This window comes from Pseudomonas sp. Pseusp11 (assembly GCF_047304405.1).
In the GTDB taxonomy this organism is placed as follows: domain Bacteria; phylum Pseudomonadota; class Gammaproteobacteria; order Pseudomonadales; family Pseudomonadaceae; genus Aquipseudomonas.
This window is the reverse complement of sequence record NZ_JBGLZF010000014.1, coordinates 17,492-41,403: the sequence shown is the minus strand read 5'-3', so window position 1 is coordinate 41,403 and position 23,912 is coordinate 17,492. Positions and strand designations below refer to the sequence as shown.

At 59.9% G+C, this 23,912-nt stretch carries 21 protein-coding genes and 2 pseudogenes; 9 read left to right on the top strand and 14 right to left on the bottom strand.

Going from position 1 to position 23,912, the window contains the following annotated elements; translation table 11 throughout:
* Nucleotide 1 precedes the first annotated feature (1 nt).
* The 6 genes from tauC to ACCC96_RS13560 all read right to left on the bottom strand — a co-directional run bounded on the left by tauC (nucleotide 2) and on the right by ACCC96_RS13560 (nucleotide 7,550).
* Nucleotides 2-850, bottom strand: a complete 849-nt coding sequence (tauC, locus tag ACCC96_RS13585; RefSeq protein ID WP_413696075.1) for a taurine ABC transporter permease TauC — start codon at nucleotides 848-850, stop codon at nucleotides 2-4.
* A complete protein-coding gene (gene tauB, locus ACCC96_RS13580) occupies nucleotides 847-1,641 on the bottom strand; it encodes a taurine ABC transporter ATP-binding subunit (protein WP_258671955.1) in 795 nt (264 codons plus the stop codon). Before tauB ends, tauC begins: the two co-directional genes overlap by 4 nt.
* A gap of 16 nt (nucleotides 1,642-1,657) precedes the next feature.
* Nucleotides 1,658-2,635 carry a taurine ABC transporter substrate-binding protein gene (tauA, locus tag ACCC96_RS13575; RefSeq protein ID WP_019651508.1) on the bottom strand — a complete coding sequence of 326 codons (978 nt, stop codon included), beginning with the start codon at nucleotides 2,633-2,635 and terminating at the stop codon, nucleotides 1,658-1,660.
* 296 nt (nucleotides 2,636-2,931) lie between these two features.
* Nucleotides 2,932-4,515, bottom strand: a complete 1,584-nt coding sequence (gene gshA / locus ACCC96_RS13570; protein WP_413696074.1) for a glutamate--cysteine ligase — start codon at nucleotides 4,513-4,515, stop codon at nucleotides 2,932-2,934.
* Between the two features lie 327 nt (nucleotides 4,516-4,842).
* Complete coding sequence (locus ACCC96_RS13565) at nucleotides 4,843-5,226, bottom strand: PaaI family thioesterase (RefSeq protein ID WP_018929320.1); 384 nt, start codon at nucleotides 5,224-5,226, stop codon at nucleotides 4,843-4,845.
* Nucleotides 5,226-7,550, bottom strand: a complete 2,325-nt coding sequence (locus ACCC96_RS13560; protein ID WP_019651506.1) for a Tex family protein — start codon at nucleotides 7,548-7,550, stop codon at nucleotides 5,226-5,228. The genes ACCC96_RS13565 and ACCC96_RS13560 overlap by 1 nt, the downstream gene beginning before the upstream one ends.
* A gap of 361 nt (nucleotides 7,551-7,911) precedes the next feature.
* Between ACCC96_RS13560 and ompR the strand changes: the two genes are divergently transcribed.
* Together ompR and ACCC96_RS13550 are read left to right on the top strand one after the other, a co-directional pair.
* Entirely contained in the window at nucleotides 7,912-8,652 is a 741-nt protein-coding gene (gene ompR, locus ACCC96_RS13555) for a two-component system response regulator OmpR (protein ID WP_007939544.1), read from the top strand.
* 115 nt (nucleotides 8,653-8,767) lie between these two features.
* Nucleotides 8,768-10,040, top strand: a pseudogene (locus tag ACCC96_RS13550) (ATP-binding protein).
* Between the two features lie 178 nt (nucleotides 10,041-10,218).
* On the opposite strand, the gene rimK reads toward ACCC96_RS13550, so the two are convergent.
* Both rimK and ACCC96_RS13540 read right to left on the bottom strand, forming a co-directional pair.
* Nucleotides 10,219-11,124, bottom strand: a complete 906-nt coding sequence (rimK, locus tag ACCC96_RS13545) for a 30S ribosomal protein S6--L-glutamate ligase (protein ID WP_007903081.1) — start codon at nucleotides 11,122-11,124, stop codon at nucleotides 10,219-10,221.
* Nucleotides 11,121-11,582: an ATP-dependent zinc protease gene (locus ACCC96_RS13540; protein ID WP_172901254.1), complete on the bottom strand. Its 462-nt coding sequence runs from the start codon at nucleotides 11,580-11,582 to the stop codon at nucleotides 11,121-11,123. Before ACCC96_RS13540 ends, rimK begins: the two co-directional genes overlap by 4 nt.
* 231 nt (nucleotides 11,583-11,813) lie before the next feature.
* On the opposite strand from ACCC96_RS13540, the gene ACCC96_RS13535 reads away from it, so the two are divergent.
* The 3 genes from ACCC96_RS13535 (at nucleotide 11,814) to ACCC96_RS13525 (ending at nucleotide 15,086) form a co-directional block, all read left to right on the top strand.
* The gene (locus ACCC96_RS13535) at nucleotides 11,814-12,221 is read left to right on the top strand and encodes an RNA-binding S4 domain-containing protein (RefSeq protein ID WP_018929316.1); all 408 of its coding nucleotides are present in this window, start codon (nucleotides 11,814-11,816) and stop codon (nucleotides 12,219-12,221) included.
* 241 nt (nucleotides 12,222-12,462) lie between these two features.
* Nucleotides 12,463-13,365, top strand: a complete 903-nt coding sequence (gene hslO / locus ACCC96_RS13530; protein ID WP_019651505.1) for an Hsp33 family molecular chaperone HslO — start codon at nucleotides 12,463-12,465, stop codon at nucleotides 13,363-13,365.
* A 179-nt stretch (nucleotides 13,366-13,544) separates the two neighbouring features.
* Nucleotides 13,545-15,086 (top strand): phosphoenolpyruvate carboxykinase, encoded by a 1,542-nt coding sequence (locus ACCC96_RS13525; RefSeq protein WP_413696073.1) that lies wholly within the window; start codon nucleotides 13,545-13,547, stop codon nucleotides 15,084-15,086.
* 152 nt (nucleotides 15,087-15,238) lie between these two features.
* Here ACCC96_RS13525 and ACCC96_RS13520 read toward each other — a convergent pair whose 3' ends face one another.
* The 5 genes and pseudogenes from ACCC96_RS13520 to ACCC96_RS13500 form a co-directional block, all read right to left on the bottom strand.
* The gene (locus ACCC96_RS13520; protein WP_019651504.1) at nucleotides 15,239-15,592 is read right to left on the bottom strand and encodes a DUF1493 family protein; all 354 of its coding nucleotides are present in this window, start codon (nucleotides 15,590-15,592) and stop codon (nucleotides 15,239-15,241) included.
* 88 nt (nucleotides 15,593-15,680) lie between these two features.
* A pseudogene (locus tag ACCC96_RS13515) lies at nucleotides 15,681-15,815 on the bottom strand (YhfG family protein); the annotation flags it as partial.
* Between the two features lie 120 nt (nucleotides 15,816-15,935).
* Nucleotides 15,936-16,229: a hypothetical protein gene (locus ACCC96_RS13510; protein WP_019651503.1), complete on the bottom strand. Its 294-nt coding sequence runs from the start codon at nucleotides 16,227-16,229 to the stop codon at nucleotides 15,936-15,938.
* 350 nt (nucleotides 16,230-16,579) lie between these two features.
* A complete protein-coding gene (locus ACCC96_RS13505; RefSeq protein ID WP_019651502.1) occupies nucleotides 16,580-17,722 on the bottom strand; it encodes a hypothetical protein in 1,143 nt (380 codons plus the stop codon).
* Between the two features lie 96 nt (nucleotides 17,723-17,818).
* On the bottom strand, nucleotides 17,819-18,106 hold the full coding sequence (locus tag ACCC96_RS13500; protein ID WP_413696072.1) for a hypothetical protein: 288 nt from the start codon (nucleotides 18,104-18,106) through the stop codon (nucleotides 17,819-17,821).
* Between the two features lie 305 nt (nucleotides 18,107-18,411).
* Here ACCC96_RS13500 and ACCC96_RS13495 point away from each other — a divergent pair, with 305 nt between their 5' ends.
* The 4 genes from ACCC96_RS13495 (at nucleotide 18,412) to ACCC96_RS13480 (ending at nucleotide 23,124) form a co-directional block, all read left to right on the top strand.
* Complete coding sequence (locus ACCC96_RS13495; protein WP_413696071.1) at nucleotides 18,412-18,915, top strand: polysaccharide deacetylase; 504 nt, start codon at nucleotides 18,412-18,414, stop codon at nucleotides 18,913-18,915.
* A gap of 420 nt (nucleotides 18,916-19,335) precedes the next feature.
* The gene (locus ACCC96_RS13490) at nucleotides 19,336-21,264 is read left to right on the top strand and encodes an ATP-dependent DNA helicase RecQ (RefSeq protein WP_413696070.1); all 1,929 of its coding nucleotides are present in this window, start codon (nucleotides 19,336-19,338) and stop codon (nucleotides 21,262-21,264) included.
* Between the two features lie 123 nt (nucleotides 21,265-21,387).
* A complete protein-coding gene (locus ACCC96_RS13485; RefSeq protein WP_413696069.1) occupies nucleotides 21,388-22,614 on the top strand; it encodes a 3-hydroxyacyl-CoA dehydrogenase NAD-binding domain-containing protein in 1,227 nt (408 codons plus the stop codon).
* Nucleotides 22,615-22,692: 78 nt separating this feature from the next.
* A complete protein-coding gene (locus ACCC96_RS13480) occupies nucleotides 22,693-23,124 on the top strand; it encodes an acyl-CoA thioesterase (RefSeq protein ID WP_413696068.1) in 432 nt (143 codons plus the stop codon).
* 68 nt (nucleotides 23,125-23,192) lie between these two features.
* On the opposite strand, the gene ACCC96_RS13475 is transcribed toward ACCC96_RS13480, so the two are convergent.
* Complete coding sequence (locus tag ACCC96_RS13475; protein WP_413696067.1) at nucleotides 23,193-23,684, bottom strand: glycine zipper domain-containing protein; 492 nt, start codon at nucleotides 23,682-23,684, stop codon at nucleotides 23,193-23,195.
* Between the last annotated feature and the right edge of the window lie 228 nt (nucleotides 23,685-23,912).

Below are 23,912 nucleotides of genomic sequence, written 5' to 3'. Positions count from 1 at the left end.
TTCAGTGAGCCTGGCCATGCCACGGCACCAGTTTGCGTTGCAGGGCGCGCAGGCCCATTTCCATAGCGAAGGCGATCAGCGCGATCACCAGAATCCCCAGCACCACCACATCGGTGACCAGGAACTGCGCCGCCGACTGCACCATGAAGCCCAAGCCGCTGGTGGCGGCGATCAACTCGGCGGCGACCAGTGTCGACCAGCCTACCCCCAAGCCAATGCGCACGCCGGTCAAAATATCCGGCAGGGCGCTAGGCAGAATCACATGGCGAATCAACTGCGCCCGACTCGCGCCCAACGACTGCGCGGCGCGCAATTTCGCCGGGTCGACGGTGCGCACGCCGGTGGCGGTGGCGATGGCTATCGGGGCGAAGATCGCCAGGTAGATCAGCAACACTTTCGACAGCTCACCGATGCCGCACCAGATCACAATCAGCGGCAAATAGGCCAGGGGCGGAATCGGGCGGTAAAACTCGATCAGCGGATCGAGAATGCCGCGAGCAATTCGGTTGTGGCCGATGGCAATGCCGACCGGCACGGCGGTCAGCACCGCGAAGCCCAGGCCCAAACCGATGCGGCTGAGGCTCGCGCCCAAGTGCTGCCACAAGGTCGAATCCATGTAGCCGCTGGTCACCAGCAACCAGCCTTTTTGCAGCACGGCGGAGGGGGGCGGCAGGAACAGCGGTTCGATCAAACCGGTGGCGGTGACGGCCCACCAGATCGCCAACAGCGCGATCAGTGTCAGCACGCTGATCCAGCGGGTGCTGATACGGCGGCGTAGCGCGATCACCGCCGAGCCCTTCACCTTTGAACCGGGTTTCACCGTTGCGGCGGGAATTCCATAACTGCTCATGCGCGCTCCTGCCGCTGGACGGCACTGCGTTGGGAGAACACTTTGGCGAGCACGTGTTCGCGGGTTTCGATAAAGCGCGGGTCGGATTTAATCGAGCGCGCCGACTCGCCGGCGGCGTAACGTTGACCGAAATCCAGGCTCAGGCGCTCGACGATTTGCCCGGGATTCGGCGCCAGCAGAATCAGATCCGTGGCGAGGAACACCGCTTCTTCAATATCGTGGGTAATCAGGAACACCGGTTTGGCGGTGCGTTGCCAGACTTGCAACAGCAGCTCCTGCATCTGTTCGCGGGTGAAGGCATCCAGGGCGCCGAAGGGTTCGTCCATCAGCAACACCCGAGGGTCGGCGGCGAGGGCGCGGGCGAGGCCGACACGTTGTTTCTGCCCGCCCGAGAGTTGCCAGATGCGGCGGTTTTCGAAGCCGGAAAGGTCCACCAGCGCGAGCATTTCCCGGGCGCGGATTTCACGTTTGTCCCGGGGAATGCCGGCCAGTTCCAGACCGAAACCGACGTTGGCCAGCACGTCCTGCCAAGGCAGCAGGGCGTCGTCCTGAAACACCACGCCGCGCTCGGCGCTCGGGCCTTTGACCGGCACGCCGTCAAGGGTGATGCGCCCGGCGCTGGGCTCGACGAAACCGGCAATCAGGTTCAACAGCGAAGTCTTGCCACTGCCGGAAGGGCCGAGGGCGACCAGCAACTGCTGGGGCCCAAGGCTCAGGGAAATATCCGCCAGCACAGGTTCCGTGCTGCCTGGGTACTGTGCGCTGATGCGCTCCAGCTGTAGCAAAGCCATCGCGGTTAACTCCCGATCAGTTGGTGATGTACTTGGCGCTGACGTACGGCGCGTAGTCCGGCAGCACGGCCTCGACCTTGCCCTGCTCCTTGAGGAACGCCGCGGTGTCGGTAATGGCTTTGGTGGTCGGCGCGCCGAGGGTGATCACCTGATCAGCCGCCAGCGGATACACGTTGCCTTGCAGCAGCAGCGGAATATCGCTGGCCTTGGCGCCGGAGAGTTTCACCAGTTTGTCGACGTTGCTTTGATTGGCCAGCCAGGCTTGCGGATCCTTGCGGTAGTCGGCGTAGGCATCGAGGGTCACTTTGGCGAATGCGGTGACGATCTCCGGATGCTTCTCGGCGAAGTCCTTGCGCACGATCCAGGCATCGAAGGTCGGCGCGCCGAACTTGGCCAACTCGCCGGAAGTGATCAGCACTTTGCCGTTTTCCTTGGCCACACCGAGCGCCGGATCCCACACGTAGGTGGCGTCGATGTCACCGCGTTTCCATGCCGCGATGATGGCTGGCGGCGCGAGGTTGAGCACGGTGACTTTCGACGGGTCGATGTTCCAGTGCTTCAGAGCGGCCAGCAGGCTGTAGTGGCCGGTGGAGACGAACGGTACGGCGACTTTCTTGCCGATCAGGTCTTGCGGGGTCTTGATCCCGGAACCGTCGCGCGCGACCAAGGCCTCGGCAGCGCCGATCTGGGTGGCGATGAGGAAGGTTTCCACTGGGACTTTGCGGGTGATTGCCGCCGTCAGGGGGCTGGAACCGAGGTAGCCGATCTGTACATCGCCGGAAGCGATGGCGGCGATGATGTCGGCACCGTTATCAAACTTGCGCCAGTTGATAGCGGCTTTGGTGGCTTTTTCGTAGGCGCCGTCGGCCTGGGCGACTTTGGCCGGGTCTACAGTGGTCTGGTAGGCGACGGTCACATCTGCCGCTTGAGCCAGGAAACTTGCCGCAGCCAGCGACGCGGCCACCAGGAGGCGAAGAGGGGAAGTCAGTTTCATCAGGAAGCTCCTTGTCAGGCGACCGAGAAGTCGGCGTCAAAGGAGACTAAATGATATAAGAAACCTAAAATAAATAACTTTTTAGAATGAGCTTATGAGCGGAAAATTCTAAGGGAGAATAGTCGTGTATTGCTCTTGTGGCGAGGGAGCTTGCTCCCGCTGGACCGGGCTGGAGCTCCAGGCCGAAGGACTCCCAAAAACAGCGAAGGTGTTGTGTCAGATTAAACACCGTCGCAGATTTTACGGCTGCTGCGCAGCCGAGCGGGAGCAAGCTCCCTCGCCACAGAGGTTTGCGTCTAATTGCTGATCGCCAGAATGCTCGCCTGATACGACCCGACAAACACATCGAAATCGCCGACTTCGTTCTGTTCAAGCTCAGCCTGTTGAGCCAACGACGAACGCGCCAACTCTTCAAACCTGGCCTGTTCTTCGCCTGAAAGCGGCTCGCTGCGGAAAAACTCTGCATGCACCTGGCTTTGGCGCAGGGAGAACTGGGCGAAGCTTTCCTTGTGTTCGGCCATTACCGCCAACACCTGGGCCGATGGCGTCAGGGACGAGTCCTGGACCTTGGCCATTTGGGCGTCCAGCGCCTTGCTGTGGGCATCGCCGCCATGGCTCTGATCCAGCAGCGCCGCCAATGGTGCAATCTTCTCCAGCAATTCGCCGGCCCATTCCTTCATGTCCACCGCTTGCCCGTCGCGTTGCAATTGCAGGCCCGGACGACGACCTTCCTTGACCACGCTGAGGAAGTTCGAGGTTGCGTTACCGCAGCTGGTACTGGTCAGCAGCGGGCTGTCGTTCAGTGCGCAGTACAGCAGGAAAGCGTCGAGGAACCGTGACTCGGTGAGGTCAATGCCCATTGGCAGGAACGGGTTGATGTCCAGGCAGCGCACTTCGACGTACTGGATGCCACGGGCCACCAGCGCCTGAATCGGCCGTTCGCCGGTGTAGGTCACGCGCTTGGGGCGGATGTTGGAGTAGTACTCGTTTTCGATCTGCAGGATGTTGGTGTTGAGCTGAACCCACTCACCGTCCTTGTGCGTACCCACCTCGACGTACGGTGGATACGGCGTAGCCACCGCTTTGCGCAGGCTGTCGGTGTAGCTGGTCAGATCGTTGTAGCACGGCGTCAGACCGGCCTGGGCGTTGCTCTGGTAACCCAGATCGCTCATGCGCAGGCTGGTGGCGTACGGCAGGTACAAAGTGTCCGGATCCAGTTGTTCCAGTTGATGCGAGCGACCGCGCAGGAAACCGGCGTCCAGTGCAGGCGAGGCGCCGAACAGGTACATCAACAGCCAGCTGTAGCGACGGAAGTTGCGAATCAGCGCAATGTAGGCCGACGACTGGAAATCGCGGTCGGTGCCGTCAAAGCCTTCAGCCTCTTTGAGCAGCGGCCAGAGCTTTTCCGGCAGGGAAAAGTTGTAGTGGATCCCGGCGATGCACTGCATGGTCTTGCCATACCGCAGGGCCAGGCCCTTGCGATAGACGTACTTGAGCTGACCGATGTTGGAGGTGCCGTAATAGGCGATCGGGATGTCTTCCTCGGCCGGCAACGGGCACGGCATCGATGGACTCCACAGGTACTCGTTGCCGAGCTTGCTGTAGGCAAAACGGTGAATACTGTCCAGGCTCGCCAGCATCTGCGCCGGGTCTGGCAGGGCTGGCGTGATGAACTCCAGCAGCGACTCGGAATAGTCGGTGGTGATTTGTTCGTTGGTCAGCGCGGAACCCAGTGCTTCGGGGTGCGGTGTTTGCGCCAGGCGACCTTCGCCGGTCACGCGCAGGCATTCACGTTCGATGCCGTGAAGGCACTGTTCGAGCAGAGAGAGGTTAGCGCGCTCGCCGAGCAGAGCCAGGCGGCGGTTGAGAAGTTCGCTCAAGTTGGATTCCTTCACGCGTCAGTCGCCCCAATATGGGGGTGGGCAAGACGGTCTACAAGGGTGAAGTTGAAACTGGCGTTTTCGCCTGGTTTTCGGGCCGCACTGGCCTGCTATCAGCCAGCGCCGCAATCCCCGCTGGGAACGGGCCCGTGGCGAGGGGGCTTGCCCCCGTTGGGCTGCGAAGCAGCCCCAAAACCTCTGATGTTTCAAGATCTTGTGAGTGCTACGCACTCAAACGGGGGCAAGCCCCCTCGCCACAGGCGCTCCCAGAGAAACTCCGACGCTGTAGTCACAGCGCCGAAATTAACTCAAATTGATGATTGGGGGCTACAGGACAGCGAACGTGCCTTGTGCTTTTGCGACCAGTTTGTCGCCTTGCATCACATCGGCCTCGACGACAAGCGTGCGACGGCCCGGGTGGATCACCCTGGCCGTGCACATCACTTCACCGTCGGCGACTGCGCGGATGTAGTTGATCTTGCACTCGATAGTCGCGCTTTGCTGGTCAAAGCCGTGGGTGCTGGAGCAGGCCAGCCCCATGGCAATGTCCACCAGACTGAACAAGGCCCCGCCGTGCAGCTTGCCGCCGCGATTGCGCAACTGTGGCTCCAGCGCCAGGGCGACTTGCGCCACCCCGGTGTCCAGGCTGTGCAAGCGACACCCCAGCAGCTTGAAAAACGCGCTTTCGGTCAAGCCGGCCGGGATCTCCATCAACGTTTCTTCAACTGCTTGGCGTTGGCGAACAGCGACGCCATGGCGTTGTTGGTCGGGGCCGCTGCCGGGGTTTCCTTGCGCGGCGCGGTGTTCTGGGACTGGCGCGGAGCCGACCCCGGACGTGCACCACGGGCACCGTCGATCTTCTCGCCCGGGGTGTCGCTCATGCGCATCGACAGGCCGACGCGTTTGCGCGGGATATCGACTTCCATGACCTTCACCTTGACCACATCACCGGCCTTCACCGCTTCGCGTGGATCCTTGATGAACTTCTCCGACAGCGCGGAAATGTGCACCAGACCGTCCTGATGCACGCCGATGTCGACGAAGGCACCGAAGTTGGTCACGTTGGTGACCACGCCTTCGAGGATCATGCCCAGTTGCAGGTCCTTGAGGTCTTCGACGCCGTCCTGGAACTCGGCGGTCTTGAACTCGGGACGCGGGTCGCGGCCAGGTTTTTCCAGCTCTTGCAGAATGTCGGTGACCGTCGGCAGGCCGAACGTTTCGTCGGTGTACTTCTTCGGATCCAGACGCTTGAGGAACGCGGCGTCGCCGATCAGCGAGCGAATGTCGCGGTCGGTTTCAGCGGCAATGCGCTGCACCAGCGGATAGGCTTCCGGGTGAACCGCAGACGAATCCAGAGGGTTGTCGCCGTTCATCACGCGCAGGAAGCCGGCGGCCTGTTCGAAGGTTTTTTCACCCAGGCGGGCGACTTTCTTCAGCGCCGCACGGGTTTTGAACGCACCGTGCTCGTCGCGGTGAGCAACGATGTTCTGCGCCAGGGTCGCGTTGAGGCCGGAGATGCGCGCCAGCAGCGCCACGGACGCGGTGTTGACGTCCACGCCCACGGCGTTTACGCAGTCTTCGACCACCGCGTCCAGGCCGCGCGCCAGTTTCAGCTGCGACACGTCGTGCTGGTATTGGCCAACGCCGATCGATTTCGGATCGATCTTCACCAGCTCCGCCAGCGGGTCTTGCAAGCGACGAGCGATGGACACCGCGCCACGGATCGACACGTCCAGGTCCGGGAATTCCTTGGAAGCCAGTTCCGAGGCCGAGTAAACCGATGCACCAGCCTCGGAGACCATGACTTTGGTCATCTTCATGGCTGGGTATTTTTTGATCAGTTCAGCGGCCAGTTTGTCGGTTTCGCGGCTGGCGGTGCCGTTGCCGATAGCGATCAGGTCCACCGAATGCTTGGCGCACAGGGCGGCGAGTACGGCGAGGGTCTGGTCCCACTTGTTGTGCGGTACGTGCGGGTAAACCGTGGCGTGGTCCAGCAGCTTGCCGGTGGCGTCGACCACGGCCACCTTGCAGCCGGTGCGCAGGCCCGGGTCGAGGCCCAGGGTGGCACGCGGGCCGGCTGGCGCGGCCAGCAGCAGGTCGTGCAGGTTGTGGGCGAACACGTTGATCGCTTCGGTTTCCGCGCCATCGCGCAGCTCGCCCAACAGGTCGGTTTCCAGGTGGGTGTAGAGCTTGACCTTCCAAGTCCAGCGCACCACTTCGCCCAGCCATTTGTCGGCGGCGCGGTTCTGATTCTGGATGCCGAATTGCTGGCCGATCATGCCTTCGCACGGGTGCATGGTGCCCGGCAGCTCGTCACCGACTTTCAGCGCGGAGCTGAGAATGCCTTCGTTGCGGCCACGGAAAATCGCCAGTGCGCGGTGCGACGGCATGCTTTTCAGTGGTTCGTCGTGTTCGAAGTAGTCGCGGAACTTGGCACCTTCCTCTTCCTTGCCGGCGATCACGCGGGCACTGAGGGTGGCTTCCTGCTTGAGGTAATTGCGCAGCTTGTCCAGCAGACCGGCGTCTTCGGCGAAGCGCTCCATGAGGATGTACTTGGCGCCTTCGAGGGCGGCCTTCGCATCGGCCACGCCTTTTTCGGCGTCGATGAAGCGCGCCGCTTCGGTTTCCGGGTTCAGGGTTGGATCGTTGAACAGGCCGTCGGCCAGTTCGCCGAGGCCGGCTTCCAGGGCGATCTGGCCCTTGGTGCGGCGCTTCTGCTTGTACGGCAGGTACAAGTCTTCGAGGCGGGTCTTGGTGTCGGCGAGCTTGATGTCGCGCTCAAGTGCAGGGGTCAGCTTGCCTTGCTCCTCAATGCTGGCGAGGATGCTGATACGCCGTTCGTCGAGTTCTCGCAGGTAGCGCAGACGCTCTTCCAGATGACGCAGTTGCGTGTCATCGAGGCTGCCGGTCACTTCTTTCCGGTAGCGGGCGATGAAGGGCACCGTGGAGCCTTCATCGAGTAGCGCGACGGCCGCTTCGACCTGTTGTGGGCGGACGCCGAGTTCCTCGGCGATGCGGCTGTTGATGCTGTCCATAAAACCACCTGACAAATTGTGAAAGCAGGCTCGCAGGCGCGGAAATAGGGCCTTCGCGAGTCTGGTTGAGCGGCCTGGCGAGCGCCGCTACCTGGATCAACAGGCTTGCCGTTGACCCGTGAAATCGAACAATTACTGCCAGCGCCATGAAAATAAAAAGTGGTTACCGGCAATAACGATCAGACGTTGCCTGACACAAAAGGCCGCGCATTATAACCAGCGTTCTGTCATTCGGGGGCATTGCAGGCTGTAGGCGAAAAGACTGGTTTCCTGGCGGTGAAGGAAAAATCTGCTAACAATGCACACGGTGCGTATAACGGCAGCTACGCCATAATGCGCGCCGAGATCAAAGGAGCATCCAATGAGCAGCACTGCACAAACTGCTGAAGGCGAAAAAATTCTTATTGTTGACGACGATCCAGGGCTGAGCAGCCTGCTGGAACGTTTTTTCGTCAGCAAGGGCTACCGTGCCCGCGCCGTCCCGAACACCGAACAAATGGACCGCCTGCTGGCGCGTGAAGTGTTCAACCTGGTCGTCCTCGACCTGATGCTGCCCGGCGAAGACGGCTTGACCGCCTGCCGCCGCCTGCGCACGGCGAACAATCAGATTCCAATCATCATGCTCACCGCCAAGGGCGACGAGCTGAGCCGTATCAAGGGCCTGGAACTGGGCGCCGACGATTACCTGGCCAAGCCGTTCAACCCGGACGAGCTGATGGCCCGGGTCAAAGCGGTGCTGCGGCGCCAGGCAGCACCGGTGCCGGGTGCGCCGGGCAGCGAAGACGAAAGCGTGACCTTCGGTGACTACGAGCTGTCCCTGGCCACCCGCGAACTCAAGCGTGGCGACAAAGTGCACATGCTCACCACCGGTGAGTTCGCGGTGCTCAAGGCCCTGGTCATGAACGCCCGTCAACCGCTGACCCGCGACAAGCTGATGAACCTGGCCCGTGGCCGCGAGTGGGATGCCCTGGAGCGTTCCATCGACGTGCAGATCTCCCGTCTGCGTCGGATGATCGAGCCCGATCCGTCCAAACCGCGCTACATCCAGACCGTCTGGGGCGTGGGCTACGTGTTCGTTCCGGATGGCGCCGCCACGAAGTGATCGGTGATTTGTAGGAGCGGGTCCTGCGGGTAACGGGTCGGATGACCTTTCCCGCAGACTCGCGATCCGCAATATGCGAGCATCGCTCGCTCCTGCAAGTGTGTAGCGGTTACCCATGAAAACCCCTGTTTGGTTCCCCCAGAGCTTCTTCTCCCGCACCCTGTGGCTGGTGCTGATCGTCGTCCTGTTCTCCAAGGCGCTGACCCTGGTTTATCTGTTGATGAACGAAGACGTGCTGGTGGATCGCCAATACAGCCACGGCGTCGCCCTGACGCTGCGCGCCTATTGGGCCGCCGATGAAGAGAACCGAGCGAAGATTGCCGATGCCGCGACCCTGATCCGGGTGGTGGGCGCCGGTGTGCCGGAAGGCGAGCAGCACTGGCCGTACAGCGAGATCTACCAGCGACAGATGCAGGCCGAACTGGGTGCCGACACCGAAGTACGATTACGCATGCACTCGCCACCGGCGCTGTGGGTTCGGGCACCCAGCCTGGGCGATGGCTGGCTGAAAGTGCCGCTGTATCCGCATCCGTTGCGCGGCCAGAAAATCTGGAACGTGCTCGGCTGGTTCCTCGCCATCGGTCTGCTATCCACCGCCTCGGCGTGGATTTTCGTCAGCCAGCTCAATCAACCGTTGAAACGTCTGGTCTATGCCGCGCGGCAACTCGGTCAGGGCCGCAGTGTGCGTCTGCCGATCAGCGACACGCCAAGCGAGATGACCGAGGTCTATCGCGCCTTCAACCAGATGGCCGAAGACGTCGAACAGGCAGGGCGCGAGCGTGAGCTGATGCTGGCCGGGGTGTCCCACGACCTGCGCACGCCGCTGACACGTTTGCGGCTGTCCCTGGAACTGATGGGCGATCACAGCGACCTGACGGACGACATGATCCGCGACATCGAAGACATGGACGCGATTCTTGACCAGTTCCTGGCCTTCATTCGCGATGGTCGTGACGAGTTGGTGGAAGAAGTGGACCTGAGCGATCTGGTTCGCGAAGTCGCCGCACCGTACAACCAGAACGAAGAAAAAGTGCACTTGCGCCTGGAACCGATCCAGCCGTTCCCGTTGCGTCGGGTGTCGATGAAGCGGCTGCTGAACAACCTGATCGGCAATGCGCTGCATCACGCTGGCAGTGGAGTGGAAGTGGCGGCTTATGTGTCCGGGGATACCAGCGCGCCGTATGTGGTGCTGAGTGTCATGGACCGTGGTGCGGGGATTGATCCGTCGGAGCTGGAAGCGATTTTCAACCCGTTCACCCGTGGCGATCGTGAAACGGATCGCCTCGATGCATGGCGGCAATGTCGAGCTGCGCAACCGCTCCGGTGGTGGGCTGGAAGCACGGGTGCGGTTGCCGCTTGGGTTGATGTTGCCGCGGGATGCGGTTTAAGCGTCGTACACAACCTCTGTGGCGAGGGAGCTTGCTCCCGCTCTGTTGCGCAGCGACCGTGAAGTCAGGCAACCGTATTTCAATGAAAAAACACGGTTGCCGGATTTGGGAGTCCTTCGGCCTGGAGCGCCAGCCCGGTCCAGCGGGAGCAAGCTCCCTCACAGGGACTGAGTAAGCTTTACCCTTTACCTTTGGTCCGCGTCATATTCGGTCCGCCATTCTTCTCCAGATGCTCAATGATGATCCCCGCCACGTTCTTCCCGGTGGTGGTTTCAATCCCTTCCAGTCCCGGCGACGAGTTCACTTCCATCACCAGCGGCCCATGATTGGAACGCAGGATATCCACACCCGCCACCGCCAAACCCATGACCTTCGCTGCACGCAATGCGGTCATGCGTTCTTCCGGGGTGATCTTGATCAGGCTCGCACTGCCACCGCGATGCAGGTTGGAGCGAAACTCCCCCGGCTTGGCCTGGCGCTTCATCGCCGCGATCACCTTGTCACCGACCACGAAACAGCGAATGTCCGCGCCGCCGGCTTCCTTGATGTACTCCTGAACCATGATGTTCTGCTTCAGGCCCATGAAGGCCTCGATCACCGACTCCGCCGCCGTCGCCGTTTCACACAGCACCACGCCGATGCCCTGGGTGCCTTCCAGCACCTTGATCACCAGCGGCGCGCCGTTGACCATCTCGATCAAGTCGGGAATGTCATCCGGGGAGTGCGCAAAACCGGTGACCGGCAAACCGATCCCTCGGCGCGACAGCAATTGCAGGGAACGCAGTTTGTCTCGCGAACGGGCAATGGCCACCGATTCGTTGAGCGGAAACACCCCCATCATTTCGAACTGGCGCAGCACCGCGCAGCCATAAAACGTGACCGATGCGCCGATCCGCGGGATCACCGCATCGAAACCCTCCAGCGGCTTGCCGCGGTAGTGGATTTGCGGCTTGTGGCTGGCAATGTTCATGTAGGCGCGCAGGGTGTCGATCACCACCATTTCATGGCCACGCTCTATACCGGCTTCGACCAGGCGACGGGTGGAATACAGACGCGGATTGCGCGACAGCACAGCGATCTTCATGCAACACCTGTGGAGAGGGTAGATACCGGGAACACCGGCTTGTCTTGTACATATTTGATGCCCGGATTGACCACCAACTGGCCGTCGATCAGGGCTTTGGAACCGAGTAACAGGCGATAACGCATGGACTTGCGGCAGGCGAGGGTGAACTCGACCCGCCAGACCCGATCACCGAGGGCCAGGGTGGTGCTGACCACATAGCGCATCTGCGCGTGGCCGTTGGAGCTTTTAATGGTTTTCATCGTCACCAGCGGGGCTTCGCAGCGCCGGTGCCGCAATTGCACCACCGTGCCCAGGTGCGCGGTGAAGCGCACCCACTGTTCGCCGTCGCGCTCGAACGGCTCGATGTCGGTGGCATGCAGGCTGGAGGTACTGGCGCCGGTGTCGATTTTTGCCCGAAGGCCCGCGACTCCCAAATCCGGGAGCGCCACCCACTCGCGCAGACCGACAACGGTCAAATGGTCAAATGTCTTCAAAAGTGCTCAACCGGTAAAAACCGCTCAGGCCGTGTGCGGCCGAATTCGCGGTATTCACGCAGAATAATGGGTAAAAGGCGACAGATATCTACGGCCCGGATTTTCATCCCTCAAACAGGGGGGAATGCCTGCATTCTAATCCACGGCGTTGTGATTCATGGCACGACAGAAACGGTAGTACAGTTCATCGATATTTCAGAATGAGGTCATCCAATGGCACAAAAAAGCGAAGAGGACGACAAGGTCCGTCTCGATAAATGGTTGTGGGCTGCGCGTTTTTATAAAACACGTGCCTTGGCCAAGGCCGCGATTGAAAGCGGCAAGGTGCATTGCCGGGGTGAGCGCTGCAAGCCAGGCAAGGAGCCGAGGATCGGCGACGAGTTTCAGATTCGCACCGGCTTCGAGGAGCGCACGGTGGTGGTCCAGGCGTTGTCGATCGTGCGTCGTGGCGCGCCGGAAGCCCAGGCCCTGTATGCCGAAACCGAAGCCAGCATTGCCAAGCGTGAAGCGGCGGCGGCCATGCGCAAGGCCGGGGCGTTGGGCGTGAGCACCGACGGCAAACCGAGCAAGAAACAGCGCCGGGATTTGTTCAAGTTTCGCGGCAGCAGCAACGACGAGTAGTGACGGCCGTCGGGCGCAGACTTGTAATCGCCTGCCTGTGCAGCCATATGGGGGATATTCGCCAACGGCGCATTTCGCAGGTGAAAGCACCGCTCGTCGAAAACCGAGGTTTGACCTTGCTTGGAACAACCCCGAATTGTTCATAAAATGCCGCTATGGCTAAGCTCACCCCCAAAAGTGCTGCTACGGCGTGTTTCATTTTTTGTAACCTTTTTTGTCACCAATTCAGATACCCAGACCTATGACCGATCTACCGGATACCGACTACACCCAACGCTTCATCTTCGATGACAGCGACACCCGCGGCGAACTGGTGGCATTGGAGCGTAGCTATGCCGAAGTCCTCGCCAAACACACCTATCCGGAGCCGGTCGCGCAACTGCTGGGCGAGCTGATGGCGGCTGCAGCGTTGCTGGTAGGCACCTTGAAGTTCGATGGCTTGCTGATTCTTCAGGCCCGTTCCGAAGGCCCGGTGCCGATGCTGATGATCGAGTGCTCCAGCGAGCGCGAAATTCGCGGCCTGGCCCGCTATCACGCCGAGCAGATCGCGCCCGATGCGACGCTCGCCGACCTGATGCCCAATGGCGTGTTGGCGCTGACTGTCGACCCGACTCAAGGCCAGCGTTATCAGGGCATTGTCGATCTCGACGGTGAAACCCTGTCCGATTGCTTCACCAACTATTTCGTCATGTCGCAGCAGGTTGGCACCCGCTTCAAGCTGTACGCCGACGGCCGTCGTGCCCGTGGCCTGCTGTTGCAGCAATTGCCTGCCGACCGTCTGAAAGATGAAGAAGATCGCGCCGCCAGTTGGCAGCACATCACCGCCCTGGCCAGCACCCTGACCGCCGACGAATTGCTGAGCCTGGACAACGAAACCGTGCTCCATCGCCTGTACCACGAAGAACAAGTTCGTTTGTTCGATGTGCAGAAACTGCGCTTCCATTGCAGTTGCTCCCGGGAACGCTCGGGCAATGCGCTGGTCAGTCTGGGTCTGGAAGATGCGCAGCAGCTGGTTGTCGAACATGGCGGCAGCATCGAGGTCGATTGTCAGTTTTGCAACGAGCGCTACCTGTTCGACGCGGCCGATATCACTCAGTTATTCGCCGGAGCAGGGGTTGATACGCCGTCAGATACCCGTCACTAAAACGCTTCAGCGCAGGTAAATTCACTGCTTAACGCCGGAATAACGCCGTTCTGACGGGAGGGCCCTACACTTTTTGGGCTTTTCTGGCATAATCCGGCCCACTTTTTTCGCGGTAGTAGTGCACGACTTTCTACTACAAAACGTTTGGAGCACTCGGCCACTGGCCGACGGGGAACCTCATGACGCAAGCCAATAACGCCGTGTACACCGATCTGAGTGTTGATGATCTGGTTAAACAAGCCCTGAATCGCGGTGAAGGCGAGCTTGCCGATACCGGCGCGCTGGTTGTTCGCACCGGTCACCGTACCGGCCGTTCGCCAGTCGATCGTTTCATCGTTGAAGAGCCGACCACCCAGGCCGCCATTGCCTGGGGCCCGATCAACCGCAAGTTCCCGGCCGACAAGTTCGATGCCCTGTGGGCTCGCGTCGAGGCGTTCAACAACGCGCAAGAGCATTTCGTTTCCCACGTGCACGTAGGTTCGGCTGAAGAGCACTACCTGGCCGTGAAAATGACTACCCAGACTGCCTGGCAGAACCTGTTCGGTCGTTGCCTGTTCATCAACCCGGCCCAGTACAACCCGGCCGGTCGTGAAGAGTGGCAAGTTCTGAACGTCGCCAACTTCGAGTGCGTGCCAGAGCGTGACGGCACCAACTCCGACGGTTGCGTGATCATCAACTTCGCGCAGAAAAAAGTGCTGCTCGCCGGCATGCGCTACGCCGGTGAAATGAAGAAAGCCATGTTCTCGGTGCAGAACTTCCTGCTGCCGGCCGCCGACGTGCTGCCAATGCACTGCGCCGCCAACATCGGCGAAGCGGGCGACGTGACCCTGTTCTTCGGCCTGTCCGGCACCGGCAAGACCACCCTGTCCGCCGACGAAAGCCGTTACCTGATCGGTGACGACGAACACGGCTGGGGCGAGGGCGTGGTGTTCAACATCGAAGGCGGTTGCTATGCCAAGTGCATCGACCTGTCCGAGAAGAACGAGCCGGTCATCTGGAAAGCCATCAAACACGGCGCAGTCCTGGAAAACGTTGTTATCGACGACGCCAAGCACGCCGACTACACCGATGTCAGCCTGACCCAGAACAGCCGCGCCGCCTACCCGCTGGAGCACGTAGCCAAGCGTTCCGAGAAGAACCTGGGCGGCGAGCCAAACGCAGTGATCTTCCTGACCTGCGACCTGACCGGCGTGCTGCCGCCAGTGTCGATCCTCAATGAAGAACAAGCGGCCTACCACTTCCTGTCCGGCTACACCGCACTGGTGGGCTCGACCGAAATGGGTTCCGGCAGCGGCATCAAGTCGACCTTCTCCACCTGCTTCGGCGCACCGTTCTTCCCGCGTCCGGCTGGCGAATACGCAGAACTGCTGATCAAGCGCATCCGCGGCTTCGGCTCCAAGGTCTACCTGGTCAACACCGGCTGGACCGGCGGCGGCTACGGCGTCGGCAAACGCTTCAACATCCCGACCACTCGCGGCGTGATCGCAGCGATCCAGAGCGGCGCGTTGATCGGTGCCGAGACTGAGCACCTGGACACTATCAACCTTGACGTGCCATTGGCTGTACCGGGCGTTGAGACTGGCCTGTTGAACCCACGTAACACCTGGGCTGATAAGGCTGCTTACGATGAAGCCGCTAAGGCGCTGGCTGGGTTGTTCGTTGAGAACTTCAAGAAGTTCGACGTGAGCGACGCGATCAAGGCTGCTGGGCCGAAGTTGTAAGTATCGGTAGTGGTTTGAGGTAAGAGAAAGCCGCCCTTTGAGGGCGGCTTTTTTGTGAGCGCGATTTAGCTCCCTTGAGGCGGAACTGGCAATACTCCCGCAGTAAACACGCTAAACAGCCAGAATAATGCCACTTACTATCTCCTGATCCGCTATACAGCTTCCACTTCCTGCGTGTTCCAGCGTTGCTTCTTGATTGCTTTGTAGAGCATGCCAATGGTCAGCGGGATTTTGTCGCCACGACCCTTGGCCCGGCGCTTGAGGAACGGGTCAAAGCCTTCGGGCTGAAAATACCGATACGCGTCGTAGTCGATGAAGTCGATGGCGAACTGTTCCTCCAGCGCTTCCATCAGCTGCCGCGCATCCGCGCCGTCGCAGCCCAGGTCAAAGTTGATCGCGGTGGTGAGGCTGATGGTTTTGCGTTCGGGTAGGCCGAGTTCTTCGTGCAGCAGCTGCATGAGCAGGTGCATGGCGTGATCGTCGGGGAAGTTGGGGGCGAGGTTCATTGTGGGGCGTCCGGTTGGGCTCAGGAGGATCTTATTGGGCGTCGGGTTCGTGGGGAAGAGCGGAAGCAGATGGCAGCGGTTTGTCTTGTCGGTACTTGGCCAGCACTTCTTTTCGTGTAGGGAGTGATTTGTCGAGGTCTGCCGGTGATGTGTCGAATCCTGCCAGACGCAGGCTAGCCAGGTAGTTTGAGCGGCGCACTTTTTCGTAGTACGCAAGTTTTTTTGATCGTTCCTGCGCTCCGCGTGGGAATGCAGCCCGGGACGCTCTGCGTCCCAAGGGCCGAACGCGGAGCGTCCGTAGAGGCATTCCTTTGCTGCGCGTGGGAACGATCTTCACTCGGCGTCAGGCCGGCGCTTTCCAGCCCATCATGCGTTGCTGGGCGACTTTCAGCAGGTCGCAGCCGTCCTGGGTCAGCAAGTAGAGCGCGTGGGTGATGTGGGGGATGTCTTCGACGTCGCCGTGTTTGAAGCAAATGCAGTGCAAGGTTTTGAGGAGGTCGCTGGAGGCTCGGATGCGCTGGAGGGCGGCTTCGAGGATGTCTTGCGGGTTGGCCTCTGTGTCGATGATCAGGGGTGGGGTGTCGGTAAGGTTGGATTGGAGTGGGCGGTAGCGATCAGGTGTGAACGGATTATTCATAATGTGTAATCTCGAATGCATCAGAAAGAACCGCTGCCATCGTGACCAAGCGATGGGAGGCGGACTGTATTCGGGTTGGTCAACCGGTGAGATCGCACGCTTACCCGGCACGCCCGAAGACGTCCCAAACACAGCCGCCATAAACTGTACTGACACAAAAAAGCGCCGGCAGCATACAACGGGTGCGTGCGTAGATCTAATTCGGGTGACCAAGCCCGAGCCGCTGATTTGGCAGCGGCAGTCACGACTATAGATTTGAGCTACAGGATGGCGATAGCCGACAAGGTTCCTTTTGTTGTAGGAACGGTATGAAGATTTCATAGGCCGTTCCTACCGATCCGCCATCGTTTTCAACAAATAGACCGATACGCCGCAACATCCAGCAGACTGGTGCTCAACCCGGTCGCCGGCGCGTAGATCGTGCCTTTCACCGCGGAGAAGCTGACCCCTTTGCTGCCCAGGGAAACGTAGCGTTCGCCTTGGTCCAGCTCGGTGAAGTAGGTGTAGGAGTAGTTGTGCATCAGCCGGTACTTCGCTTCGTCGCTGACCATGGCGTTGCTGAGGTTCTCCAAGTCGGCCTGGGTCAGGTTCAGCGGCTTGTTCAGCTGTACGCCCCAACGCTTGAGGCAGGTTTCGGCGAGGTGGCGGACGATGCGGCCGGGTTCGACCAGGATTTTCAGGTCGCTGGCACCGCTGGGGACGCCGCCGGCGGAGGTGGCGTTACCGGCCATGGTGGCGTGGCGGCCGGCCATGGGGTAGATGTGGGTTTGGGTGCCGGTGGCGGTTTGCGGGATGACGCAGCTGAAGCCTTTCGAGCGTTCATCACGGGCGAAGAAACCTACATACTCTTTGACGTTGGCGCCAAGTTTGACTTTGTCATCCTGGAAATTGCCAATGCCGGGCACCGGATCAATCGCAAAGATATTAACCGGGATGTTTTTAAGTTCGCTGTCCTTGAACATGGCGTTGGCCAGCATGTGGCAACTAATGCCGCCACGGCTCCAGCCCACCAGGTTTACTTTGGTTGGAATAACACCATCCTTGCGGAAGGTCTTGATAATTTGCTCCTGTAACTTTTGTTGCGTCACGCTGCGATCGCCGTAGTTGTATTTACGCCAGAACCACGAGCCTTCGACTTTCACATCTTCGATGGGAATGCCGGCAGCTTTGAGGCGGTTGTATTCCGCTTCGGTCAGTTGCTCGCGCTGCCAGTCGCACTGGCCTTTGATGATGTTGATCGCATGCTGGACGTTTTGCTCCCAGCCTTTGCCGAACAGCGTACCGCTGAGGCCATAGTCCGCGGACTTGGTAAACAGATCGTCGGCTTGCAGGTTACCGCTGCCGGGGCCGTCGACCACGATCCATTCGGCAAACTCGCGGCCGGTATGGTTAGAGGAAAGTGTGGAGACCAGTTCACCGTCCCAGAAGTTTTCATGGGTGTCGTCGAATTTGGTGGAACCGGTGCCGCAGAAGAAAATAGTTAGTACTGTCATGGTGTTGCCCTTGGTTTGTGTAAGAGCAAGCAGGCTAGTGTTGATTGTTTTAATAATAAAGTGATTGGTTGTTTCTAGGTTTGTAGCTTTAAAAGTTTATGATGGGTTTTTTAGTTGTTGTTTTGCAACTTCTAGTAATTCGCAGCCGTCTTGCGTCAATAAGTAAAGTGCATTGACGATGTTCGGGATGTCTTTCACGTCTGCCTGTTTGAAACATAAACAGTAAAGTGTTTCGAGCAGATCGCTGGCCGCACGCAGGCGTTGTTGGGCAGCATCGAGCAGGTCGCCATGACTGGCATCGGTGTCGATGACCAACACCGGGGTGTCGCTGTAGCTGGTCTTGAGTGGGCGATAGCGGTTGGTCAACGGGTTGAACGTGTTCATGGTTGAGGCGTGTCCTGTACGAAGTCGCTCCGGCGGGCCGACACAGTGTTTTCAGCCGCGTCGAAAACTATAGATGGCCGCAGCGAAGCGTCGCAAGGTGGTGCAAGTGGACAGGTTTTGTAGGGGGTTTACCGGTGTTATCGCCCTTTGCCTACGCATCCCTCGACTATTTTTTAAGCTTTTCCCTTGGAGGTCGATATTCCTACGGGATTGTCAGGCTTAACGCATCCAGCCTCTGGAGGGTGCGCGCCAGAATGTGTAGGACGTTTCGAAGCGTCTGAGTCGACTCTTAAAGGGAATTAGGTATGCAGTGGCTACGTGTGGCCTCGATTTTATTGTTGTGGGCCGGTGTTTGTCGGATGGCGGGCGCTGCTGACGTCGGTCATTCACTGGTCCTCGCCAACATGGAGCGAACTGGTTGGCCGGATGCGCTGGCCACCCAAGCGGACATCGACACCGCATCTCGCGCCGAGGTGTTGATGGTGGGCAAGGTGTTGTTGGCCAGCGAAGCGCTGGATGAGCGGGGGCTGAAACAGCGACTGGGCGTGCGGGCTGTGAAGCTCAAGTCGATCAGGCAAGTGCGTGACGGGTTGTGGGATCGGTTGCTGATCACCTATCGCAGTGCCAGTCAGAACTGCGAGGACCAACTCTTCTGTCCTCGTGTGCACAGGGTCGCCGATTTGCGTCAGCTGGCGGCGGCGTTTACGGGCGAAATAAGCCCGGCTTATGCGGCGTGGGCGAACAAGAGCCGGGTGTTTCATGAGCAGGCGCTGGATGAGCAGTTGCGGGTGGCGGTGTTGGTGCCATAGCCACCCGACGTCAGTCGATCGATGACTAAGTTTGTGAGGCGCTGTCCAGAGTTGTGGGCGCAGCGTAGAGGGGGTCGTCAGGGAGTTTCATGCATCCGCTCAGCAGCAGGGATGCAAAGACAAGGGCGATTGGAAAAAGCAGAGTGTTAGACATGATTGTTCCTTTGTGAGGATCCGCGTGCAGGCGTCCTGCCTTGATGAAAACTTCGCGGATAATGGTTTTTCTCGGGGCGAACCTTACCGGCTGACAGGGGGCTGATGTCAGGGGGCAAAGTGCCTCGTTTGTTTCAATCTGTGGCGAAGGAATCGATGGGTTGACGCTGTATCATCCCGTATCGTTTTTGCCCCCGACCTTTTCTCGACTCGCTGCGTTCGCCGGCTAGGCTTTGGGCTTCGCAGCGGTCAACGGAGTGACAGCTTATGCACAACACCCTGGAACAGGTTTTCGGTTATCCACAGTTTCGGCCCGGCCAGGAGGCGGCGGTCAGCGCGGTGTTGGCCGGGCGCTCGGCGGCGGCGATTTTCCCTACCGGATCGGGCAAATCCCTGTGCTATCAGTTACCGGCCATCCTGCTGCCGCACCTGACGCTGGTGGTCTCGCCTCTGCTGGCGTTGATGCAGGATCAGTTGGCGTTCTTGCAGCGCCACGGCATTGCGGCGGGCAGTATCGATTCGGCCCAGAGTCGCGATGACGCCAGCGATGTGATGGCCCGGGCAAAGTCCGGCGAATTGAAGATTCTGATGATTTCCGTGGAGCGCCTGAAGAACGAGCGTTTCCGCCATTTTCTGCAGCAGGTGCCGATCTCGCTGTTGGTGGTGGACGAGGCCCACTGCATCTCCGAGTGGGGTCACAACTTCCGCCCCGACTACCTCAAGCTGCCGGACTATCAACGCCAGTTCAACATCCCTCAGGCGCTGCTGCTGACGGCCACCGCGACACCCAAGGTGATCGCCGACATGCAGGCCCGGTTCGCCATTGCGCCTGAGGATGTGGTGACCACCGGTTTCTACCGGCCCAACCTCAATCTATTGGTGGAACCGGTGCGTGGGCAGGACAAGCGCCGCCGCCTGGTCGAGTGGATGAGCCAGCGTCCCGGCCAGCCAAGCATCGTCTACGTCACCCTGCAAAAAACCGCTGAGCACATCGCCGAACATCTGGCGCGCAACGGCATACAGGCCGAGGCCTATCACGCCGGTTTACCCCACGAGCAACGGGAAACGATTCAGCGCCGGTTCATGGGTGGGCAGTCCAATTGCATCGTCGCCACCATTGCCTTCGGCATGGGCATCGACAAAAGCGATATCCGCAACGTGGTGCATTTCGACCTGCCCAAATCCATCGAAAACTACAGCCAGGAAATCGGCCGTGCCGGGCGTGACGGGCAGCCGTCCGATTGCCTGGTGCTGGCCAACCGCGACAGCCTCAACGTGCTGGAGAATTTCGTCTACGGCGACACACCGGAGCGGGACGGCATTCGTTGTGTGCTCGACGAGTTGCAAGCCGCAGCGCCCGAGGGGCAGTGGGAGTTTCTGCTGGGGCCTTTGGCCGATCAGAGCAACATCCGTCAGTTACCGCTCAAGACCTTGCTGGTACAGCTGGAGTTGCGTGGGCTGATCGCTCCGCGCTATGCCTATTACGCGGAATACCGCTTCAAGTATTTGCAGGAGCCGGAAGCGTTGCTGGCCCGTTTCGAGGGTGAGCGCAGGGACTTCGTCTCGGCGATCATCCAGACTTCCAGTCGCGCACGGACCTGGGCCACGGTGAATTTCGACGCACTGTATCAGCAGCATTCCGCCGAGCGCAGTCGAGTGGTCAAGGCGCTGGATTACTTCCAGGAAAAGGGCTGGGTGGAGCTTGAAAGCAAGCAGATGACGGAGGTCTATAGCCTGCTGCAAGCCGACTTCGATTCCCAGGCCTTGAGCGCCGAATTGCACACCTACTTCACCCAGCACGAACGCACCGAGATTTCGCGGATTCACGCCATGCTGGATCTGTTCGCCACCGACCACTGCCTGGGCTATCGCCTGGCCGAGTACTTCGGCGACGAAAACGCGCCACGGCGATGCGGGCATTGTTCGGTGTGTCACGGCCACGTAGCGCGGTTACCCGAACCACCGGTATTGCCGGCGCTTGTGGATAAAAATTTCGAGGCGCTGTGCGGTGATTTTATCCATAGGCACCAGCAGCACACGGGAAGTGCTCCATCGGCGGAGCGCGTGACGCGGTTTTTGTGCGGGATCAGCGTTCCATTGTTTACCAAGCTCAAGGCACGGTCGATTCCTGGGTTTGCGCTGCTGGAAGATTATCCGTATGCCGAGGTCCGGACGTGGGCTGAGGCGAACCTCTAACCTGCGGGATCGGGACGCATCCATCCGCTGAATGTCGCCCATCACAGGAATAAACTTCAAAAACACGCATCGGCTGACTATGGTGAGGACTGTCTTTGGATCGCCAATAAGAGAACAACAACCATGAGCCAGACATCGTTCGATATTCAGCGCGCCGCCGTGATTGGCGCGGGCACCATGGGCCGTGGCATCGTCATGTGCCTGGCCAACACCGGGGTGCCGGTGCAGTGGGTCGATAACAATCCGCAGATGCTTGAGCAGGCGCTGACCAGCGTGGCTGACACTTACGCCCACAACGTGCGTCAGGGGCGGATCGATCAGACCGAGGCGGATGCGCGCATTGCACGGGTAACGGCGGCTGCCGATTACGCGGCGATCCGCGATGTTGATCTGGTTATCGAAGCGGTCTACGAAAACCTCGAGCTGAAGCAGAAAATCTTCCGCGAACTCGACGGTTTGCTCAAACCTGAAGCGATTCTGGCCAGTAATACCTCGGCGCTGGATATCGACGCCATCGCCGCTGCCACTCGCCGCCCGCAGCAGGTCCTGGGCCTGCACTTCTTCAGTCCGGCGCACATCATGAAGTTGCTGGAGATCGTACGCGGCGCCCAGACCGCGCCGGCGGTGCTTGATGCAGCCCTGACGCTGGGCCGGCGCATGGGCAAGATCAGCGTGGTCTCGGGCAACTGCCACGGTTTCATCGGCAACCGCATGCTGCATCCGTACGTGCTCGAAGCGCGCAAGATGCTGCTGGAGGGGGCGTTGCCTTATCAGGTGGATGCGGCGCTGCAAGGTTTTGGTTTCGCCATGGGGCCGTTTCGCATGTATGACGTGGTCGGCATTGACCTGGAGTGGCGCGCGCGGGAGCTGGCTGGCAAGGGCCAGGATGCGCCGGAGGTTCAGGTGGACAACCGCTTGTGCGAGTTGGGGCGTTTCGGTCAAAAGAGCGGTGATGGGTATTACCATTACGAACCGGGCAGTCGTCAGGCTGAACACGATGTGGAAGTCGATGCGCTGGTACTGGAAGTCAGCGAAGGGCTGGGGTTTCAGCGGCGTAAGATAGGGCCGGAGGAGATTCTTGAGCGCAGCTTGCTGGCACTGGTCAATGAAGGGGCGAAGATCCTTCAGGAAGGCATTGCGGCGTCGGCGCACGACATCGATCTGGTGTACCTCAACGGTTATGGTTTCCCGGCGGACAAGGGCGGGCCGATGGCCTGGGCGGATCAGCAAGGGCTGGACGATATTCATCTGCGGTTGTTGCAGCTTGAGACCAAACAGGGCGATCACTGGGCGCCGGCGCGGTTGATTGGGGAGTTGGCGGCGCAAGGCAGAGGGTTTGCCGACATGTGATTTATTTGGCGCCTGCTCGCGAGGGGTACGACGCGGTTTCACCTTAAACTAGCCATCCAACTCCAGGAACCGACGCTGATGTCCAACCCGATGCCCCAACGCACCGACTACCCCCATTTCCAGCCCATCACCACCCGCTGGCATGACAATGACACCTACGGTCACGTCAACAACGTCACCTACTACAGTTTTTTCGACACGGCGGTGAACACCTACCTGATTGAAGTCGGCGGTCTGAATATCCATGACGGTGAGGTGGTGGGTTTTGTGGTGAGTTCGGCCTGTGATTACTTTGCGTCTATCGCTTTCCCGGATCGGATCGAGATTGGCCTGCGGGTCGGCAAGTTGGGCAACAGTTCGGTGCAGTACGAGCTGGCGGTGTTCAAGGCTGGAGAAGATGAGGCCTGCGCGGCAGGGCGCTTCGTGCATGTATTCGTGGATCGGCTGTCGAATCAGCCGGTGGTGATTCCTGCCGAGGTGCGCGGGGCGTTAGAGCGACTGGCGATCTGAGGGCAAAAAAAATCGCAGCCCGAGGGCTGCGATTTTTGGATCTACCGGTCGACGAGGCGATTCAAGCCTCAGTCGTCATCGTGATAGCGATGGTGATGCTTGCGATGCCCGTAGGCATGGCCGCGACCCGGGTGACCACGGTAGTAGCGACGATCATCATCGTCATAACCACGACGAGAGGAACGACGATCATCGTCATAGCTATTGTTGCCCATATGGTTACCCAGCGCGCCACCGAGGCCGCCGCCTGCTGCGGAGCCGATGAGGCTACCGGTGGTGCCGCCCATGCTGCGGCCGACCACGTTACCGCCAGCTGCGCCCAACGCACCACCAATGGCGGCTTGGCCACGGCTGTGTCTGTCTGCGCCAACTGCGCTACCACCCGCGCCGCCCAGGGCCGCGCCAATGGTTGAACCTGTACTGCCGCCTAGCGATTGGCCGACGACCGAGCCCAGAACCCCGCCCAATGCGCCGCCCACACCTGCTTCGGTGGTGCCGCCAGCAGACGCGAAGCCACTGACCAGGCCAAGGGACAACAAGAGAATCGAGGAGAACTTCATAGAGGAACCTCAAGGGGATGACGGCGCGATCCTGAGGCTGCGTCGTGATTGTGACAATAGAAATCCGACGAGTAACACGACTTGAGCACATTTCTATAAGTTGCTGTTTTTTGGGCGGAACTTAAGTGTTTTTCGCCGGTCTTTAGCTACTTATCAAAGGCCGTTTTTATATAAAAGCGGCCTTTTTTGTGGGCGTTTGATAGTTGTTGTGTCAATGATTTTGTTAAA

What these genes read in the sequence shown, in the direction of transcription:
- ACCC96_RS13520 (WP_019651504.1), bottom strand. Translation starts at nt 15,592, where the DNA reads ATGAACCTCGCCCCCAACTTCCCCGACGATCACGCCATGCACCTGCTC.
- ACCC96_RS13565 (WP_018929320.1), bottom strand. Translation starts at nt 5,226, where the DNA reads ATGGAGATCCCGGCCGGCTTGACCGAAAGCGCGTTTTTCAAGCTGCTG.
- tauC (WP_413696075.1), bottom strand. Translation starts at nt 850, where the DNA reads ATGAGCAGTTATGGAATTCCCGCCGCAACGGTGAAACCCGGTTCAAAG.
- ACCC96_RS13490 (WP_413696070.1), top strand. Translation starts at nt 19,336, where the DNA reads ATGCACAACACCCTGGAACAGGTTTTCGGTTATCCACAGTTTCGGCCC.
- hslO (WP_019651505.1), top strand. Translation starts at nt 12,463, where the DNA reads ATGACCGATCTACCGGATACCGACTACACCCAACGCTTCATCTTCGAT.
- ACCC96_RS13500 (WP_413696072.1), bottom strand. Translation starts at nt 18,106, where the DNA reads ATGAACACGTTCAACCCGTTGACCAACCGCTATCGCCCACTCAAGACC.
- ACCC96_RS13495 (WP_413696071.1), top strand. Translation starts at nt 18,412, where the DNA reads ATGCAGTGGCTACGTGTGGCCTCGATTTTATTGTTGTGGGCCGGTGTT.
- ACCC96_RS13505 (WP_019651502.1), bottom strand. Translation starts at nt 17,722, where the DNA reads ATGACAGTACTAACTATTTTCTTCTGCGGCACCGGTTCCACCAAATTC.
- ACCC96_RS13485 (WP_413696069.1), top strand. Translation starts at nt 21,388, where the DNA reads ATGAGCCAGACATCGTTCGATATTCAGCGCGCCGCCGTGATTGGCGCG.
- tauA (WP_019651508.1), bottom strand. Translation starts at nt 2,635, where the DNA reads ATGAAACTGACTTCCCCTCTTCGCCTCCTGGTGGCCGCGTCGCTGGCT.
- rimK (WP_007903081.1), bottom strand. Translation starts at nt 11,124, where the DNA reads ATGAAGATCGCTGTGCTGTCGCGCAATCCGCGTCTGTATTCCACCCGT.
- ACCC96_RS13510 (WP_019651503.1), bottom strand. Translation starts at nt 16,229, where the DNA reads ATGAATAATCCGTTCACACCTGATCGCTACCGCCCACTCCAATCCAAC.
- ACCC96_RS13480 (WP_413696068.1), top strand. Translation starts at nt 22,693, where the DNA reads ATGTCCAACCCGATGCCCCAACGCACCGACTACCCCCATTTCCAGCCC.
- tauB (WP_258671955.1), bottom strand. Translation starts at nt 1,641, where the DNA reads ATGGCTTTGCTACAGCTGGAGCGCATCAGCGCACAGTACCCAGGCAGC.
- ACCC96_RS13525 (WP_413696073.1), top strand. Translation starts at nt 13,545, where the DNA reads ATGACGCAAGCCAATAACGCCGTGTACACCGATCTGAGTGTTGATGAT.
- ACCC96_RS13475 (WP_413696067.1), bottom strand. Translation starts at nt 23,684, where the DNA reads ATGAAGTTCTCCTCGATTCTCTTGTTGTCCCTTGGCCTGGTCAGTGGC.
- ompR (WP_007939544.1), top strand. Translation starts at nt 7,912, where the DNA reads ATGAGCAGCACTGCACAAACTGCTGAAGGCGAAAAAATTCTTATTGTT.
- ACCC96_RS13535 (WP_018929316.1), top strand. Translation starts at nt 11,814, where the DNA reads ATGGCACAAAAAAGCGAAGAGGACGACAAGGTCCGTCTCGATAAATGG.
- ACCC96_RS13560 (WP_019651506.1), bottom strand. Translation starts at nt 7,550, where the DNA reads ATGGACAGCATCAACAGCCGCATCGCCGAGGAACTCGGCGTCCGCCCA.